14 protein-coding genes are annotated in these 14,845 nt (G+C 71.0%); 4 read left to right on the forward strand and 10 right to left on the reverse strand.

The genetic code is table 11. The features are described from left to right. Window positions 1-57: 57 nt before the first annotated feature. The 4 genes from ABFX51_RS34015 to ABFX51_RS34030 form a co-directional block, all read right to left on the reverse strand. The gene (locus ABFX51_RS34015; RefSeq protein ID WP_346056213.1) at window positions 58-300 is read right to left on the reverse strand and encodes a hypothetical protein; all 243 of its coding nucleotides are present in this window, start codon (window positions 298-300) and stop codon (window positions 58-60) included. Beyond that, the gene (locus ABFX51_RS34020) at window positions 297-701 is read right to left on the reverse strand and encodes a WhiB family transcriptional regulator (RefSeq protein WP_091508858.1); all 405 of its coding nucleotides are present in this window, start codon (window positions 699-701) and stop codon (window positions 297-299) included. The genes ABFX51_RS34015 and ABFX51_RS34020 overlap by 4 nt, the downstream gene beginning before the upstream one ends. Window positions 702-819: 118 nt before the next feature. Continuing rightward, window positions 820-1,137, reverse strand: a complete 318-nt coding sequence (locus ABFX51_RS34025; protein WP_346056214.1) for a hypothetical protein — start codon at window positions 1,135-1,137, stop codon at window positions 820-822. Between the two features lie 200 nt (window positions 1,138-1,337). Next, a complete protein-coding gene (locus ABFX51_RS34030; RefSeq protein ID WP_245783113.1) occupies window positions 1,338-3,416 on the reverse strand; it encodes an ATP-dependent DNA helicase UvrD2 in 2,079 nt (692 codons plus the stop codon). Window positions 3,417-3,482: 66 nt separating this feature from the next. Between ABFX51_RS34030 and ABFX51_RS34035 the strand changes: the two genes are divergently transcribed. After that, the gene (locus tag ABFX51_RS34035; RefSeq protein ID WP_091508864.1) at window positions 3,483-4,211 is read left to right on the forward strand and encodes a DUF4191 domain-containing protein; all 729 of its coding nucleotides are present in this window, start codon (window positions 3,483-3,485) and stop codon (window positions 4,209-4,211) included. 50 nt (window positions 4,212-4,261) lie between these two features. Here ABFX51_RS34035 and ABFX51_RS34040 read toward each other — a convergent pair whose 3' ends face one another. Continuing rightward, window positions 4,262-4,747 (reverse strand): RDD family protein, encoded by a 486-nt coding sequence (locus ABFX51_RS34040; RefSeq protein WP_091508865.1) that lies wholly within the window; start codon window positions 4,745-4,747, stop codon window positions 4,262-4,264. A 173-nt stretch (window positions 4,748-4,920) separates the two neighbouring features. On the opposite strand from ABFX51_RS34040, the gene glnA reads away from it, so the two are divergent. Further along, the gene (glnA, locus tag ABFX51_RS34045; RefSeq protein ID WP_346056216.1) at window positions 4,921-6,345 is read left to right on the forward strand and encodes a type I glutamate--ammonia ligase; all 1,425 of its coding nucleotides are present in this window, start codon (window positions 4,921-4,923) and stop codon (window positions 6,343-6,345) included. Window positions 6,346-6,410: 65 nt separating this feature from the next. Here the strand turns inward: glnA and ABFX51_RS34050 are convergent, their stop codons facing one another. Continuing rightward, window positions 6,411-7,361, reverse strand: a complete 951-nt coding sequence (locus tag ABFX51_RS34050) for a ketopantoate reductase family protein (protein ID WP_346056217.1) — start codon at window positions 7,359-7,361, stop codon at window positions 6,411-6,413. Window positions 7,362-7,462: 101 nt separating this feature from the next. Continuing rightward, window positions 7,463-8,665: a cytochrome P450 gene (locus ABFX51_RS34055; protein ID WP_346056218.1), complete on the reverse strand. Its 1,203-nt coding sequence runs from the start codon at window positions 8,663-8,665 to the stop codon at window positions 7,463-7,465. 97 nt (window positions 8,666-8,762) lie between these two features. Between ABFX51_RS34055 and ABFX51_RS34060 the strand changes: the two genes are divergently transcribed. Beyond that, on the forward strand, window positions 8,763-9,347 hold the full coding sequence (locus ABFX51_RS34060; protein WP_091508873.1) for a TetR/AcrR family transcriptional regulator: 585 nt from the start codon (window positions 8,763-8,765) through the stop codon (window positions 9,345-9,347). 78 nt (window positions 9,348-9,425) lie between these two features. Beyond that, window positions 9,426-10,136 (forward strand): alpha/beta fold hydrolase, encoded by a 711-nt coding sequence (locus ABFX51_RS34065; RefSeq protein WP_091508875.1) that lies wholly within the window; start codon window positions 9,426-9,428, stop codon window positions 10,134-10,136. A 1-nt stretch (window position 10,137) separates the two neighbouring features. Here ABFX51_RS34065 and ABFX51_RS34070 read toward each other — a convergent pair whose 3' ends face one another. Genes ABFX51_RS34070 through ABFX51_RS34080 form a run of 3 tightly spaced genes read right to left on the reverse strand, consistent with a single transcriptional unit; the run spans window position 10,138 to window position 14,682 of the window. Continuing rightward, window positions 10,138-10,572: an acyl-CoA thioesterase gene (locus ABFX51_RS34070; RefSeq protein WP_091508878.1), complete on the reverse strand. Its 435-nt coding sequence runs from the start codon at window positions 10,570-10,572 to the stop codon at window positions 10,138-10,140. A gap of 14 nt (window positions 10,573-10,586) precedes the next feature. Further along, window positions 10,587-13,919, reverse strand: a complete 3,333-nt coding sequence (locus ABFX51_RS34075; protein ID WP_346056220.1) for a bifunctional [glutamine synthetase] adenylyltransferase/[glutamine synthetase]-adenylyl-L-tyrosine phosphorylase — start codon at window positions 13,917-13,919, stop codon at window positions 10,587-10,589. Next, entirely contained in the window at window positions 13,912-14,682 is a 771-nt protein-coding gene (locus ABFX51_RS34080; protein WP_346056221.1) for a type 1 glutamine amidotransferase, read from the reverse strand. Before ABFX51_RS34080 ends, ABFX51_RS34075 begins: the two co-directional genes overlap by 8 nt. Between the last annotated feature and the right edge of the window lie 163 nt (window positions 14,683-14,845).

Raw genomic sequence — 14,845 nt, forward strand, 5'->3', positions numbered from 1 at the left:
ACCCGTCCCCTCACCTCAGGCCCTCACCCACGTCACCAACGTCACGACCCGCAACAACTAGGACCTGTGCCGGTCGGCGCGGCGGGAAGCCCAGCGCGCCATCCTGTCCCAGCGGCGCGCCGCGCGGGCGTGGCCCCGCATCTGCTGGGCACGCACCTCCCGGCGCATCTCCTGTATTCGGACTCTGGCCAGTTCTTCTTGCATCAACATCTCGATGATCTCCTTGGTCGGCACGGGCGCGGCGGTGAGCTGAACACGCACCGTGCGTGGCTTTTCGCGAATCAACAGCTGGACACTCATGCGGCAGCGCTCCGCCGCTCGCTCGAGTTCGCCCTCTCGAGGGGTTGCTCCGCCGGCCGCTCCGCGACCGGGTGCTTCCGCGGACGTCCCCTGGGCCGCTTCCGCGCGACGATCACGCCGCGCTCGAAGATCTCGCCACCCCAGACGCCCCACGGCTCCCGCCGGTCGAGCGCACCTGCCAGGCACGACTCCCGGATCGGGCAGTCCGCGCACAGGCGCTTCGCCCGCTCGAGGTCCGCGGGAGCTTCCGCGAACCACAGGTCGGCGTCCCCGGACCGGCACGGCAGGTCCAGGCCGGGAGAGACGACCGCGTCGAGCAGGTCGCCGAACCCTCCTGTGGGAGGTGCGGCGAACTCGGCGGGTAACGCCCCCTCTGACGCGAAGGCGATTGCCGATGACATCCCGTTCTCCTTTGTGTAGTAACGGTTCTTTCAGTTGGGCGGGTACTGCACACAACACGAAGGCCGCGGATCCGAGTACGGTTCCGCGGCCTTCGTGAGCCTTATCCCTGAACGGGCGTCAGGGGCTTCGCTCTGGCTGAGGGTGCGGAACGTGGATCTTCGGCTGCTTGGTCTGCAGATCGGCGGTAACGGGCACAATGCGGCCACCAAAGGCGGCACGGCGGGCTGCATGGCGAGCCGGTTCCCCGGCCTCGCGCAGACGCCGGCCAGCGGCGGTGGCGCTCGTGAGCTCGACGCCCGTCGCAAGGGTGCTCGCCATCGGAGGCGCCCAGGCAGCGGCGGCGCCCATCGCAGGCGCCCAGGCAAGGGCGACACCCATCGGAGCGGTCGCGGACAGCGCGGTGCCACGGTTGCCGATCACGGAATAGATCACCATCTCCGGGCACCTCCTCTCACTGTCCGACGCTCGTCGCTCCCACGACGGGCGGAATCCCCCTCGGGTGGTCACCACCCGACCTGTGCAGGCTATTGCTCCCCTACAGGCGGGGGCAACTTATTTTCCGCAGGATTCTCCGAAGCGACGAAGATCGCGCCTCGAACGGCGGTTCCGCCGCACGGAAGCCCCCTCCGACGCGGTCAACGCTCACCCTGGATCACGGCGAGCACGTCCTCCCCGAACTTCGCGACCTTACTCGGCCCGATCCCGGAGATCGACACGAGCGCACCGCGGTCGGTGGGCTGCTGCTCGGCGATCGCCAGCAACGTCGCGTCGGTGAACACCACGTACGGCGGCACCTTCAGCTCCTTCGCCCGCGCGCTGCGCCACTCCTTCAGGCGGTCGAACAAGCCTTCATCCAGATTGGACGGACACCGCTCGCACCGGCCGAGCTTGATCTCCATGGTGCCCGCCAACGTTTCCCCGCACAGACGGCACTTCGGCTTCGCCCCGCCGCGGGCCGCCTGGGACCGCGGCACCCGCGCCGCCGGGTGGTGCTCCGGCAACAACCCGTACAGGAACCGGCTGCGGCGGCGGTTCCGCCTGCCACCGGGGTGCCGCGACAGCGACCACGACAACCACAGGTGCTCCCGCGCCCGCGTGACCCCGACGTAGAACAGCCGCCGCTCCTCCTCGATGGCGTTGTCGTCGCCGTCGGCGTGCAGGATCGGCATCGTCCCCTCGGCGAGGCCGACGAGGAACACCGCGTCCCACTCCAGCCCCTTCGCCGCGTGCAGCGATGCCAGCGTCACGCCCTCGACCGTCGGCGGGTGCTGCGCGGCCGCCCGCTGCTCCAGCTCCGCCACGTACCGCGGGAGGTCCGCGCCCGGCACCGTGGCCGCCAGTTCCTCCGCGACCTCGACGAGGGACAGCAGCGCGTCCCACCGCTCGCGCGCGGCGCCACCGGCGGGCGGCTGGTCCGTCAGGCCGACGCGCGCCAGCACCGACCGCACCGCTGTCACCAGTTCGGTGGGCGGCGGATCCCCTGCCGCCGTGCGCAGCGAAACCATCGCCTGCCGCACCTCGCGCCGGTCGAAGAACCGCTCCCCGCCCCGCACCAGGTACGGGATGCCGGCCTCGGCGAGCGCCTGCTCGTAGGCCTCCGACTGCGCGTTGATCCGGTACAGGATCGCGACCTCGCTCGCCGGCACACCCGCGTCGAGCAGGGTGCGGACACGGGCGGCCACCGCCGCGGCCTCCGTCGGCTCGTCCTCGAACTCGGCGAACTTCGGTTCGGGGCCCGGTGGCCGCTGCCCGATCAGCCGCAGCCGGGAGCCCGCCGGCCGGTTGCGCGCGGCGCCGATCACCTTGTTGGCCAGCTCGACGACCTGCGGGGTGGAGCGGTAGTCGCGTTCGAGCCGCACCACCGTCGCTTCGGGGAAGCGGCGCGTGAACTCCAGCAGCGGGCGCGGGGAGGCGCCGCCGAAGGAGTAGATGGTCTGGTTGGCGTCGCCGACCACCGTCAGGTCGTCACGGCCGCCGAGCCACGCGTCGAGCAGGCGCTGCTGCAACGGGGTGACGTCCTGGTACTCGTCGACGATGAAGCACCGGTACCGATCGCGGAACTCCCTGGCGACCTCGCCGTGCTCCTCCAGCACCGCGGTCGTCTGCAGGAGCAGGTCGTCGAAGTCGAGGACCTGCGCGTTGTTCTTCAGCTTCTCGTACAGCCGGTACACCTCGGCGACCTGCTGGGGCGCCGCCGGGCTGTCCCGCTGCACCTTCACGGCCGTTGCCGGGTACTCGTCCGGCGTGACGAGCGACGCCTTGGCCCACTCGATCTCGCTCGCCAGGTCGCGCAGCAACTCCGCCTCGGTACCCAGCCCGGCGCGCTGCGCCGCCTGGCCGACCAGCCGCAGCTTGCCCTCGAGCAGGTCCCACATCCGGTCACCGATCACGCGCGGCCAGAAGTACCGCAGCTGCCGGCGCGCCGCCGCGTGGAACGTGAGCGCCTGCGCACCCTCGACGCCCAGCGCGCGCAGCCGGGTGCGCATCTCGCCCGCCGCCCTCGCCGTGAAGGTCACCGCCAGCACCTGTCCCGGCGCGACGTGCCCGGCGCTGATCAGGTACGCGATGCGGTGCGTGATCGTCCGCGTCTTCCCCGTGCCCGCCCCCGCCAGCACGCACACCGGACCGCGTGGCGCCGCGGCGGCGGCCCGTTGCTCGGGATCGAGCCCGTCCAGCAGGCCGGGCCGGTTCGTGCGAGGAGCTGCGTCAACCACGACAGGCATCCTCGCAGAGGGGGCCGACAGATTCCGCGAAGCCCACCCGCCCGTATCCTGGGTCATATGGCGGGAAAGCAGGACAAAGAAGCTGCCAAGCAGGCCAAGCGGGAGAAGCGCGCGGCCAGCAAGGCGCGGCGCGGGCAGATCTTCGAAGCGTTCAAGGTGCAGCGCCGGGAGGACAAGGCGCTCATCCCGTGGATGCTCGGCTCCTTCCTCGTCGTCGCCGGTGTGATCTTCGGTGTCGGGTTCATCTTCGGGCTGCAGTGGGTCCTGCTTCCGCTCGGCATCGTGCTCGGCCTGCTCGCCGCGGTGATCATCTTCGGCCGCCGCGTGCAGAAGACGGTGTACACGAAGGCCGAGGGCCAGCCCGGTGCCGCGGGCTGGGCGCTGGACAACATGCGCGGCCGCTGGCGGGTGACCCAGACCGTCGCCGCGACCACGCAGCTCGACGCCGTGCACCGGGTGCTGGGCGCGCCCGGCGTCGTCCTGGTCGGTGAGGGCGCGCCGCACCGCGTGCGCAACCTCATGCAGCAGGAGAAGAAGCGCGTGGCCCGGCTGGTGGGCGACACCCCGATCTACGACGTCATCGTCGGCAACGACGAGGGCCAGGTCCCGCTGCGCCGCCTGCAGCCGCACCTGATGAAGCTGCCGCGCAACCTCCGGCCCGCCCAGGTGGACGCGCTGGAGGCCAAGCTCGCCGCACTGGGCAACCGCGGAGCCGCGATGCCGAAGGGCCCGGTGCCGCAGGGCGCCAAGATGCGCAACGTGCAGCGCGCCATCCGCCGCCGCTGACCGCGTACGAAAAAAGGGGAGACCGCCGCCGCGGTCTCCCCTTTTTCACGTCAGCGCATCCGCACGACGACCGTGCTCGTCAGCCGATCGAGCCAACTGCGCCCGTCGATGTTACGCACCGCAGCCGGAACGATGAGGCACGTGAGCGCCGCACGCACCACAGCGCGCCACGGACCCACGATCGGCCCGCCGTCGAGCCTCGCGACCCGGATGCCGGTCGCGGCCATGCCGGGGGTGAAACCCGCGAAGGACACCGGCACCACTGTCAGCACCGCCCACACGATGACGGACCACAGGTTGTAGCTCTCCATCACCGACGTGTCCTGCAGCGCCGGCCGGATGAACAGCGACGTGACCAGGGACGCGAGCACCAGGTCGAGCACGAACGCCAGCAGCCGCGCACCCCCGCTCGCCACGGAACGCACGCCGCTTTCCGGCAGGCCCAGGCGCTCTCCGCGCCACCGCGGTGGCTCCGCGTCACCGGCCCCGAGGCCGGCCCGCGAGCCCGACAACCACTCTCCGGTCCATCTCGCCACACCATCAGGGTAGGTCGCCCGCCGCGAGGTGGGCTTTCCCGGTCCGCCGCCCGAATTCGCATCCCCCGTTAACATCCGCGAAACATACGGGTGACGGTCGGGCAACACCACGCTCTTAGCGTGAGCCGAAGAGAGTACTGCCCCCGGCAAGACAGTTGAAGGAGTTACAGAGGGTGTCCACTACTCCAGAAGATATCCAACGTCTCATCACTGATGAGAACGTGCAGTTTGTCGATGTCAGGTTCTGTGACCTGCCGGGCGTCATGCAGCACTTCACCGTTCCCGCGAAGGCGTTCGACGCGGACGCGTTCGAGGAGGGCCTCGCCTTCGACGGCTCCTCGGTGCGCGGGTTCCAGTCGATCCACGAGTCGGACATGCTGCTGCTGCCCGACCCCGAGACGGCGCGGATCGACCCGTTCCGCAAGGAGAAGACCCTCTCCATCAACTTCTTCGTGCACGACCCCTTCACGCGTGAGGCCTACAGCCGCGACCCGCGCAACATCGCGCGCAAGGCCGAGCAGTACATCGCCGAGTCGGGCGTGGCGGACACCGTGTTCTTCGGCCCGGAGGCCGAGTTCTACATCTTCGACTCCGTGCGCTTCAACTCCTCGGAGAACGGCACCTTCCACGAGATCGACTCGATCGAGGGCTGGTGGAACACCGGCCGCGAGGAAGAGGGCGGCAACCGCGGTTACAAGACCAAGTTCAAGGGCGGCTACTTCCCCGTCCCGCCGGTCGACCACTACGCCGACCTCCGCGACGAGATCAGCCTCAACCTGATCAACTCGGGCTTCGAGCTGGAGCGCGCGCACCACGAGGTGGGCACCGCCGGCCAAGCCGAGATCAACTACAAGTTCAACACGCTGCTGCACGCGGCCGACGACCTGATGCTCTTCAAGTACATCGTGAAGAACACCGCCTGGGCCGCCGGCAAGACCGCGACGTTCATGCCGAAGCCGCTGTTCGGTGACAACGGTTCCGGGATGCACTGCCACCAGTCGCTGTGGAAGGACGGCCAGCCGCTGTTCTACGACGAGTCCGGTTACGCCGGCCTGTCGGACACCGCCCGCCACTACATCGGCGGCATCCTGGCCCACGCCCCGAGCCTGCTGGCGTTCACCAACCCGACGGTGAACTCCTACCACCGCCTGGTGCCGGGCTTCGAGGCGCCGGTCAGCCTGGTGTACTCGCAGCGCAACCGCTCCGCCTGCGTCCGCATCCCGATCACCGGGACCAACGCCAAGGCCAAGCGCATCGAGTTCCGCTGCCCCGACTCGTCGGGCAACCCGTACCTGGCGTTCGCGGCGATGATGATGGCCGGCCTGGACGGCATCAAGAACAAGATCGAGCCGCCGGAGCCGATCGACAAGGACCTGTACGAGCTGCCGCCCGAGGAGGCCAAGGACGTCAAGCAGGTCCCGGCCGACCTGGGCACCGTGCTCGACAACCTCGAGGCCGACCACGACTTCCTCACCGAGGGTGGCGTGTTCACCCCCGACCTGATCGACACGTGGATCAGCTTCAAGCGGGAGAACGAGATCGACCCGCTGCGGCTTCGCCCGCACCCGTACGAGTTCGCGCTCTACTACGACGTGTAAGTCGTAGCGCACCCCGGGACACGCCGGCGGCGAGGAGTGGAAAACGCCCTCGCCGTCGGCGTTTCTTATGTCCGCTCGAAGCTCGGTTCCGCCGCTTCCAGTCGCGGGACCGGGACGCCCAGCCGCCGTGCTTCGGCGAGGGTGTCCCGGCAGATCTCGCGCGGCTCCTGGGCGTCGGGATCGGCGTACGCCACGAAATTCGTGCGCACGGGCGCCACATGAGCGGTCAGCCAGGACAGCGCGGGAGCTGTCACGCAGGTGGGCGCGCGAAGCCCCAGCACACCGCCCCGCTGGCGCCGCAGGTCGACGCCGCGCGCCTCGACGAGCGGCAGCAGCTCGCGGCCGGTCAGCAGCGCCTCGCGCAGATCGCCCGTCGCCCCTGCCAGCCGGGCCAGCGAGCCCCGCCGCAGCCCCTGCGCGTGCAGGCCGGCGTTCATGGCGAAGTGCACCCACAGCCAGCCGCGGAAGTCGGGCTTTTCCCGGATCCGGAACCCGGCCGTGCGGAACACCTCGCGCACGGCCCGTTCCCGTTCGGTCGGTGGTGTGCCGAAGGTGCCGAAGACGGCCTGCGGCAGCAGTCCCCCGCGAAGCACGCCGTCCTCGCCGAAGCCGCCACCGGCCTGGGGAAAACCCCAGGCGACCCGGTCGGCGGGGAGAGCGCCGACCGCCTCCGACGGCTCGGCCCAGAGGTTTCCGAAGACGAGCACCGTGGCCTTCCCGATGCGCGGCGCCAGGAAGGCCGCCGCTTCCGGGAGCCGGTAGTGCTGCACGCTCAGCACGATCAGGTCGAAGTCGTGGTCCGGCGGCAGCGTCTCCCGGTAGCGGACCGGCCACCTCTCGACCACGCGCTGCCCCCACGGCCGGCGCCGCAGGTCGAGCAGTTCGAGGTCCACCCCGTCGCCGTACGTGGCCGCGCGACCCGGCCGCACGTAGAACTCGACGTCATGTCCCGCCTGGTGCAGCGCCCAGCCGTGGACCGTGGCGATCACGCCTCGGCCGAACATCAGGATCTTCACGCTGCACCTCGCGGGGTCGAATTGAACTGGAGGTTTGATCTCCACTTCCGAAGATAGGGAGACCGCCTCCCCCTGTCAACGCGAGGTACCGCCGGCGCTCCTTACGCGTCCCAGGTCAGCAGCATCCGCTCCGGTCCGCGGGTCGACAGCCCTTCCTTCCACTCGACGCCGTCCTCGGTGCCGGCGAAGCGGAGGCCGGGCAGGCGCCGCAGCAGCGTGTCGAGCGCGACCTGCAGCTCCATGCGCGCCAGCGGCGCGCCGAGGCAGTGGTGCACGCCGTGCCCGAACCCGATGTGCGTGCCCTCCTGCCGCAGCAGGTCGAGCCGGTCGGGCTCGGTGAACACCGATTCGTCGCGGTTGGCCGACGCGAGCGCGGGCAGGACGGCCTCCCCCGCCCGCACGGTCACGCCGCCCAGCTCCACGTCCTCGAGCGCGTAGCGGGCGATGCCGGCGCCGATGCCGAGCGGGACGTAGCGCATCAGTTCCTCGACCGCGCGCGGCACGAGACTCAGGTCGGCACGCAGCAGTTCCAGCTGGTCGGGGTGTGTGAGCAGCGTGTACACGAAGTTGGGGATCTGCGAGGCGGTGGTCTCGTGCCCGGCGACGAGCAGCGCCATCGCGAGCATGACCAGTTCGTCCTCGGACAGCCGGTCGTCCTGGTCGCGCGCCGCCACCAGCCCGCTGAGCAGGTCGTCGCGCGGGGTTGCGCGCCGTTGTGCGATCAGCCCCTCCAGGTACGCGCGCATCTTCAGCGTGCACTCCCCGACCTGCTCCGGCGTGAACCTCGTGGTGGACAGGAAAGCGTCGGACCAGTACCGGAAGTCGACGCGGTCTTCGTAGGGCACGCCGAGGAGCTCGCAGATCACGGTGACCGGCACCGGCAGCGCGAAGTCCTCGACCAGGTCCGCGGGCGCGCCCTTGGCGAGCATCGCGTCGACGAGCCCGTCCGCGATCTCCTGCACGCGCGGACGCAGCTGTTCGATCCGCCGCACGGTGAACGCCTTGGTCACCAGCCGTCGCAGCCTGCTGTGGTCGGGCGGGTCCATGCTGAGGATGCCGCCGGGCTGGGACGGCTGCGGGCGCATGCGCGGCTCGTCGCGCTCCAGGCTCGCGGCCCGGCTGAACCGCGGATCGCCGAGCACGACCTTGACGTCCTCGTAGCGGGTGGCCAGCCAGCCCGGTTCGCCGTAGGGCAGGCGGACGCGGGTCAGCGGTTCCTCGGCGCGCAGGGTCGCGAACAGCGGTTCGGTGTCCAGCCGTTCGGGGTGGCTGAACGGGTAGTTCCGGGGCTCGGCGGTGGTCATCTACCAACTCCTCGTCGTGGCGGCAGGTGAACGTCTCCCTTCTTACTCCATCACCTGTCGTCTAACCAACAGTTGTTGGACAAAGTAGGCTGTCCGGGTGCGCGTGCTCTCCGATCCCCGCAGCCGCCGCTCGCGTTCGGCGCTCGAAGCAGCGCTGCTGGACCTGATCGCGGAGCGGGACCTCAACCAGATCTCGATCTCCGACGTCACGCGCCGCGCGGGCGTCAACCGCTCGACGTTCTACGAGCACTACGCCGACGTCCACGACCTCGCCGCGGCGGCGGGCACCGACCTGTTCGACGAGCTGATCGACGCCGCGCACGTGGTCGTGCCGCAGGAGGCCGCCGCACCCGGCGGTGCGCTGGCCAGGGTGTTCCGGCACGTCGCCGACCACGAGCGGCTGTACCGGGCACTGCTCGACGCCGACGGCAGCGCCCGCGTGATCAACCACCTGCACCAGCGGCTCGCGATCGCCATCCACGTGCACCTGTCCGGCACCGGCTCGCCCACCCACGCCGACGACCCGGCCGACATCCCGCACGACCCGGTCGCGGCGTTGCTCGCGGGCGCGCTGCTCGGCACGATCACGGACTGGCTGCGCCACGGCTGCCCCGGCACGCCCGAGGGGATCGCGGCCCGCATCTGGCCGCACCTGGTGGCCGCGGGATCAGCGGGGAACTGAAGGACACGGACGGTGTCCGCCGGGGCAGAAGGTGCCCGCCCCCGCAGTCGATCCCGGCCTGCGCGCGTTACACCGGTCATGACCCGGAATGCGGCAACGTTCGTCCTCGTCCCCGGTGCGTGGCAAGGCGGCTGGTCGTGGCAGCCGGTCGCCCGGCGCCTGCGCGCGGCCGGCCACCCGGCGCTCACGCTCACCCTGCCCGGTCTGGCCGACGGCGACTCACCTGCTGGGCTCCGGCTCGCCGACGCCGTGGCCGCGGTGGTGCACGAGGTCACGAAGCGCGACCTAGAGGACGTCGTGCTGGTGGCGCAGAGCTGGGGCGGCTACCCCGTCACCGGTGCGGCCCACGAGCTCGCCGGGCGCGTTTCGAAGGTGATCTACTACAACGCCCTCGTGCCCGCGCGGGGCGTGCCGCTGGTCGACGAGAACGAGGACTACGCGACGATGATCAGGACGGCGATCGACGCCTCTCCCGACGGCACCATCTCCGTGGTCCCGGAGCAGGTTCCGCTGCTGCTGCCGGACGTCTCGGAGGAGGCGCGGCGGCTGTTCTTCGAGCTGCTCGTACCGCAGCCCGGCCACTACTTCCTCGACGCGCTCGACGTTCCCGACGTCACCGCGATCGGCCTGCCCGCGGCCTACGTGCTCAGCGAGAACGACCTCGCGCTCGCCCGGCCCGGGACCGAGTTCGCGGCGCGGCTGGGACTGACGCCGGTGATGGTGCCCGGCGGGCACGAGTCGATGCTGACCCATCCCGACGAGGTCACGCGGGCGCTCCTGGCCGTCTGAGCTACTCCGATGTGGACAGCAGCTTCAGGTCGTACCCGGCACGCTCGAAACGACCACGCGGGTCGTCGACCAGCTTGCGGCGCTCCAGGTCCATCAGCCCCAGCGTGACGGCGAGTTCCGCGGACAGCGTGCCGTCGGCCTTGTAGATGTGCTGCTCCATCTGGAACGTCTTGCCCGTGCCGAACTTCGCGTCACACGTGACGTCGACGGTCTCGCCGAGCCGGATCTCCCGGCGGTAGCTGATGCTCGACGCCAGCAGCACCGGTGAAACGTGCTCGTCGTGCAGGGCCGTGCTGCCTCCGGCCGCCCGCTCCAGCGCCTCGACGCGGGCCACCTCGGCGTACGAGTGGTAGACGGCGTGGTTGAGGTGGCCCAGCGCGTCCAGCTCGTACAGCCGCACCTTGATCTGCATCCGGAAGGGCTCGCGGTCGCTCACGGGACCACTGTAAATCAGTCCTCGAAGAAGACGCGCTCGACGACGGCGTGCGCCCGGCGCGTGGTCCGGCGGTAGAAGTCGAGGAACTCGCCCGGGTCGTCCTCGTCGCTGTAGCCGAGCACGCGGGCGACCGCCGCGAGTTCCCGTCCGCTGCTGGGAACCTGGTCGGACGCCTTGCCCCGCACGAGCATCGTCGCGTTGCGGACGCGGGTCGCGAGCAGCCACGTCTCGGTCAGCGACGCCGCGTCCCCCTCCGCGACGAGCCCCGCTTCGGCGAGCGCGGACAACGCACCCGGTGTGCTGGTGGTGCGCAGTGACAGAAGTTCGTGCGCGTGCCGGAGCTGGAACAGCTGGACGACCCATTCGACGTCGGCCAGCCCGCCCCGGCCCAGTTTCGTGTTGAGCGTCGGGTCGGTGCCGCGGGGGATGCGCTCGGTCTGCACCCGGGCCTTCATCCGGCGCACCTCGCGGACGCGGCCGGCGTCGAGCCCGCCTCGCGGATAGCGGATCTCGTCGGCCATCGCGGTGAACCGCTCGCCGAGGCCGTCGTCGCCGGCGATGTACCGGGCCCGCAGCAGCGCCTGCGCCTCCCACACCTCGCCCCAGCGGGCGTAGTAGGCGCGGTAGGACTCCAGCGTGCGCACGAGCGGCCCGCCGCGTCCCTCGGGCCGGAGGTCGGCGTCGACCTGCAGGGGCGGATCGGCGCTGGGCTGGCCGAGCATCTGCCGTACGGTCTCCGCGACGGACGAAGCGAACCGCACCGCTTCGCCGTCATCGGCCCCGTCGTTCGCTTCGCACACGAAGAGCACGTCGGCGTCGGAGCCGTACCCCAGCTCGGCTCCGCCCAAGCGGCCCATGCCGATCACGGCGATCTTCGCCGGGGTCCCGCCGACTTCGGCCTCCCGCTTGCGGATCGCCGCGGCGAGGGCACTCTGCAGGACGGCGACCCACACGCTCGACAGCGCCGCGCAGACCTGCTGGACGTCCAGCAACCCCAGCAGGTCCGCGGCCGCGACACGCAACATTTCGTGGCGCCGCAAGGATCTCGCCGCGGCGACCGCGGCCTTCAGCCCCGGCTGCCGCCGCACCGTGGCCCGCAGGGACTTCGCCACTTCGCGTGGATCACGCCCGGCGAGGCGGTTCGGGTCACCCAGCAGCTGCAGCACTTCCGGTGCGCGGGCCAGCAGATCCGGCACGAGCTTCGAGGTGCCGAGGAGGAACGCCACGCGCTCGACCACGGCACCCTCGTCGCGCAGCACCCGCAGGTACCACGGCGTGTCCTCCAGCGCCTCGGAAACCTTGCGGTACGCCAGGAGCCCGCCGTCCGGGTCCGGGGTGTCGGCGAACAGGTCCAGCAGGACCGGCAGCAGCGCGTGCTGGATGGCCGCACGGCGGGACACCCCGGCGGTGAGCGCCTTGATGTGCTGCAACGCGCCGTCCGGCGCCGCGTACCCGAGCGCGGCGAGCCGTTGCGCGGCCTGTTTGGTGGTGAGCCGCAACGCTTCGGTCGGCACGCTCGCGACGGACTGGAGCAGCGGGCGGTAGAACAGTTTTTCGTGCAGGCGGCGGATCCGCTGCGCGTACCGGCGGAAGTCGGCGACCAGCAGTTCGGCCTCGCTGCGCCCGCGCTCGGGTTTGATCCCGATCGCCCTGGCGAGGATGCGCAGTTCCGCCGTTTCCGAGGGGTCGGGGAACAGGTGGGTGCGGCGCAGGCGGCGGAGCTGGAGCCGGTGCTCGACGGTGCGCAGGAACTCGTAGGCGGTCTCCAGTTCCGCCGCGTCGGCGAGCCCCACGTAGCCACCGGCGCCCAGCGCGTGCAACGCGTCCATTGTGGACGCTGAGCGGAGGTTGGTGTCCGCCCGCCCGTGGACGAGTTGCAACAGCTGCACCGCGAACTCGACGTCCCGCAGGCCACCCCTGCCGAGCTTCAGTTCGCGGTCGGCGAGGTCCGAGGGCACGTGCTTCTCGACGCGGCGGCGCATCTGCTGCACGTCCTCGACGAAGTTCTCCCGCTCGGCGGCGGACCAGACCACCTCGTCGACCATCTCGACGTACTGGCGTCCGAGCTCCGCGTCGCCCGCGACCGCGCGCGCCTTGAGCAGAGCCTGGAACTCCCAGGTGCGCGCCCACTTCCGGTAGTACGCGGTGTGCCCTTCGAGGGTGCGCACGAGCGCGCCGGCCTTGCCCTCGGGCCGCAGGGCGGCGTCGACCTCGAAACAGGCGGTGCCGACGAGCTGCATCGTCTTGCTGGCGAGCCGGGTCGCGAGCTGGAGGTCCCCCTCACCGACGAAGATGACGTCGACGTCGCTGACGTAGTTCAGCTCCCGCCCGCCGCACTTGCCCATCGCGATGATGGCGAGCTTGGTGCCGTCGAGGTCCTTCGACGCGAGTTCGGCGTGGGCGACGGCGAGCCCGGCGACGAGCGCGGCCTCGGCGAGCGCGGTGAGCCGCCCGGTGATCTCCTCGTAGGACGGCTGCTCCAGCGACGGTTCGACGACGTGCGCCAGGTCGGCGGCGGCGATCTCCAGGAGGAGCCCACGATAGGCGGTCCGCAGAGCCTGCACGGCGGCCGTCCCGGTGAGGCGCTGCCCGGTGGGAGCCGATGCTGCGCCCTGCGGGGCCTGCGCTGCGGCCGTCCCGGTTGGAGCCGACACTGCGCCCCGCGAGTCCTGCGCTGCGGCCGTCCCGGTTGGAGCCGACACTGCGCCCCGCGAGTCCTGCGCTGCGGCCGTGCCTGTGCGGGGCTCACCGTCGGTGGCGACCGCTGCTGCGCTCCCACCGCCCGCCGTGGGGATGGCGCCGTCGCCCGCCGGCGCCCCGCTTTCCCCGACGGCCGCCAGCCCGCTTCCGCCTGCAGCCCCTGACCCGCTTCCACCGCCGACGGCCGGGTCTCCTTCGCCCGCGGTCGCCGGTTCGCCTCCGCTGCTGCCGTACGCGACGGGCGAGGGTTGCCCAACGGCGGCCAGCAGCTCCCCGGCGAAGCACTCCGTCTCAGTGCACTTGTCCTGCGCCAGGCGCCGCCACTCCCCCGGCGCGCCGACCAGGAAGTCGGCGAGCGCGCTCGACGTGCCGAGCACGGAGATCAGGCGGCCGCGGAAGGCGGGGTCACCGCAGAGCGCCTCGGACAGTTCCGGCCACCCGGGCTCGTCGGCCTCGCGCAGCCTGTCCAGGCCGCGCAGCGCGAGGTCGGGATCAGCGGCGCGGGAAAGCGCGACCAGGACGCCGCGGCTCGACTCGTCGGCTCCCGCGTCGGTCCACCAGCCGGCCGCGCGCAACTGCGCGTCGGCGCGGTCGTCGGTGAAGCCGTACCGTGCTGGGGACGCGGCCCCCCTTGCTTGCTCAGCCATCAGCTTTCACCGTAGCCGGGTTCAGGCGAGGGGAAGGGTGTGCGGCGTGGGCTCGACCGGCTGCGAGCTGCACGAACCTCGTGGCGAAGGGCTGCCACGTGGCCGCGATGTCCTCGTGGACCTGGGTGAGGGCCTCGGTGTCGAAGACGCCGGGACGCGCGGTCGCCGCCATGTCGGGAGCCTCGGCGGTCCAGGCCTGGACGACGTCGACGGTGGTTTCGATGTGGAACTGGATCCCGTACGCGCACCGGCCGAGGCGGTAGGCCTGGTTGGTGTACTTGGGAGCGGATGCGAGCAGGACGGCACCGACCGGAAGGCGCCGGATCTCGTCACCGTGGAAGTGCAGGACGTCAGGCATCAAGGGCAGGTCCGCGAACAGCGGATCGGTCCAGGCGGCGTCCTTCTTCGAGACGAGGTAGGGCCCCACTTCCGGCCCCTTGTCCCCCGGTACCACCGATCCGCCCGTCGCGACGGCGAGGAGCTGCGCGCCGAGACAGATGCCCAGGATCGGAAGCCCGCCGTGTGCTCCCGCGGCGAGGAGGTTCCGCACGGATTTCAGCCACGGGTACTTGTCGTCCTCTTCGGCGTTCATGCCGCCGCCGAGGCAGACGAGCCCCTGGTAGCCGTCGAGATCGCCGGGAAGCTCGTCCTCCGGCGGGAGGCGAACGTCGAGTTCGGCGCCGGCCGCGGTGAGCCAGTCGCCCAGCGGGCCGGCCGGGTCGCTTCGATCGGGCTGGATGACGAGGAGTCGGGGCGCGCTCACGTCGTTCAGGATACGGGCGCGCCCGCGCGGAGTGGATGCGAAAAAGCCTCGAGGCCCTGGGAGAACCCGTTTCCGGGATCTCAACCAGGGCCTCGAGGACCTAATTTGAGTTCGGCGGTGTCCTACTCTCCCACACCCTCACGAGTGCAGTACCATCGGCGCT

The sequence above is a fragment of the Amycolatopsis dongchuanensis genome (genome assembly GCF_039542405.1).
Lineage (GTDB): Bacteria > Actinomycetota > Actinomycetes > Mycobacteriales > Pseudonocardiaceae > Amycolatopsis_E > Amycolatopsis_E sacchari.

Excerpts from the sequence above, each read along its gene's own strand:
- ABFX51_RS34075 (WP_346056220.1), bottom strand. The coding sequence starts at position 13,919 with ATGGCTGAGCAAGCAAGGGGGGCCGCGTCCCCAGCACGGTACGGCTTC.
- ABFX51_RS34020 (WP_091508858.1), bottom strand. The coding sequence starts at position 701 with ATGTCATCGGCAATCGCCTTCGCGTCAGAGGGGGCGTTACCCGCCGAG.
- ABFX51_RS34035 (WP_091508864.1), top strand. The coding sequence starts at position 3,483 with ATGGCGGGAAAGCAGGACAAAGAAGCTGCCAAGCAGGCCAAGCGGGAG.
- ABFX51_RS34015 (WP_346056213.1), bottom strand. The coding sequence starts at position 300 with ATGAGTGTCCAGCTGTTGATTCGCGAAAAGCCACGCACGGTGCGTGTT.
- ABFX51_RS34065 (WP_091508875.1), top strand. The coding sequence starts at position 9,426 with ATGACCCGGAATGCGGCAACGTTCGTCCTCGTCCCCGGTGCGTGGCAA.
- ABFX51_RS34025 (WP_346056214.1), bottom strand. The coding sequence starts at position 1,137 with ATGGTGATCTATTCCGTGATCGGCAACCGTGGCACCGCGCTGTCCGCG.
- ABFX51_RS34055 (WP_346056218.1), bottom strand. The coding sequence starts at position 8,665 with ATGACCACCGCCGAGCCCCGGAACTACCCGTTCAGCCACCCCGAACGG.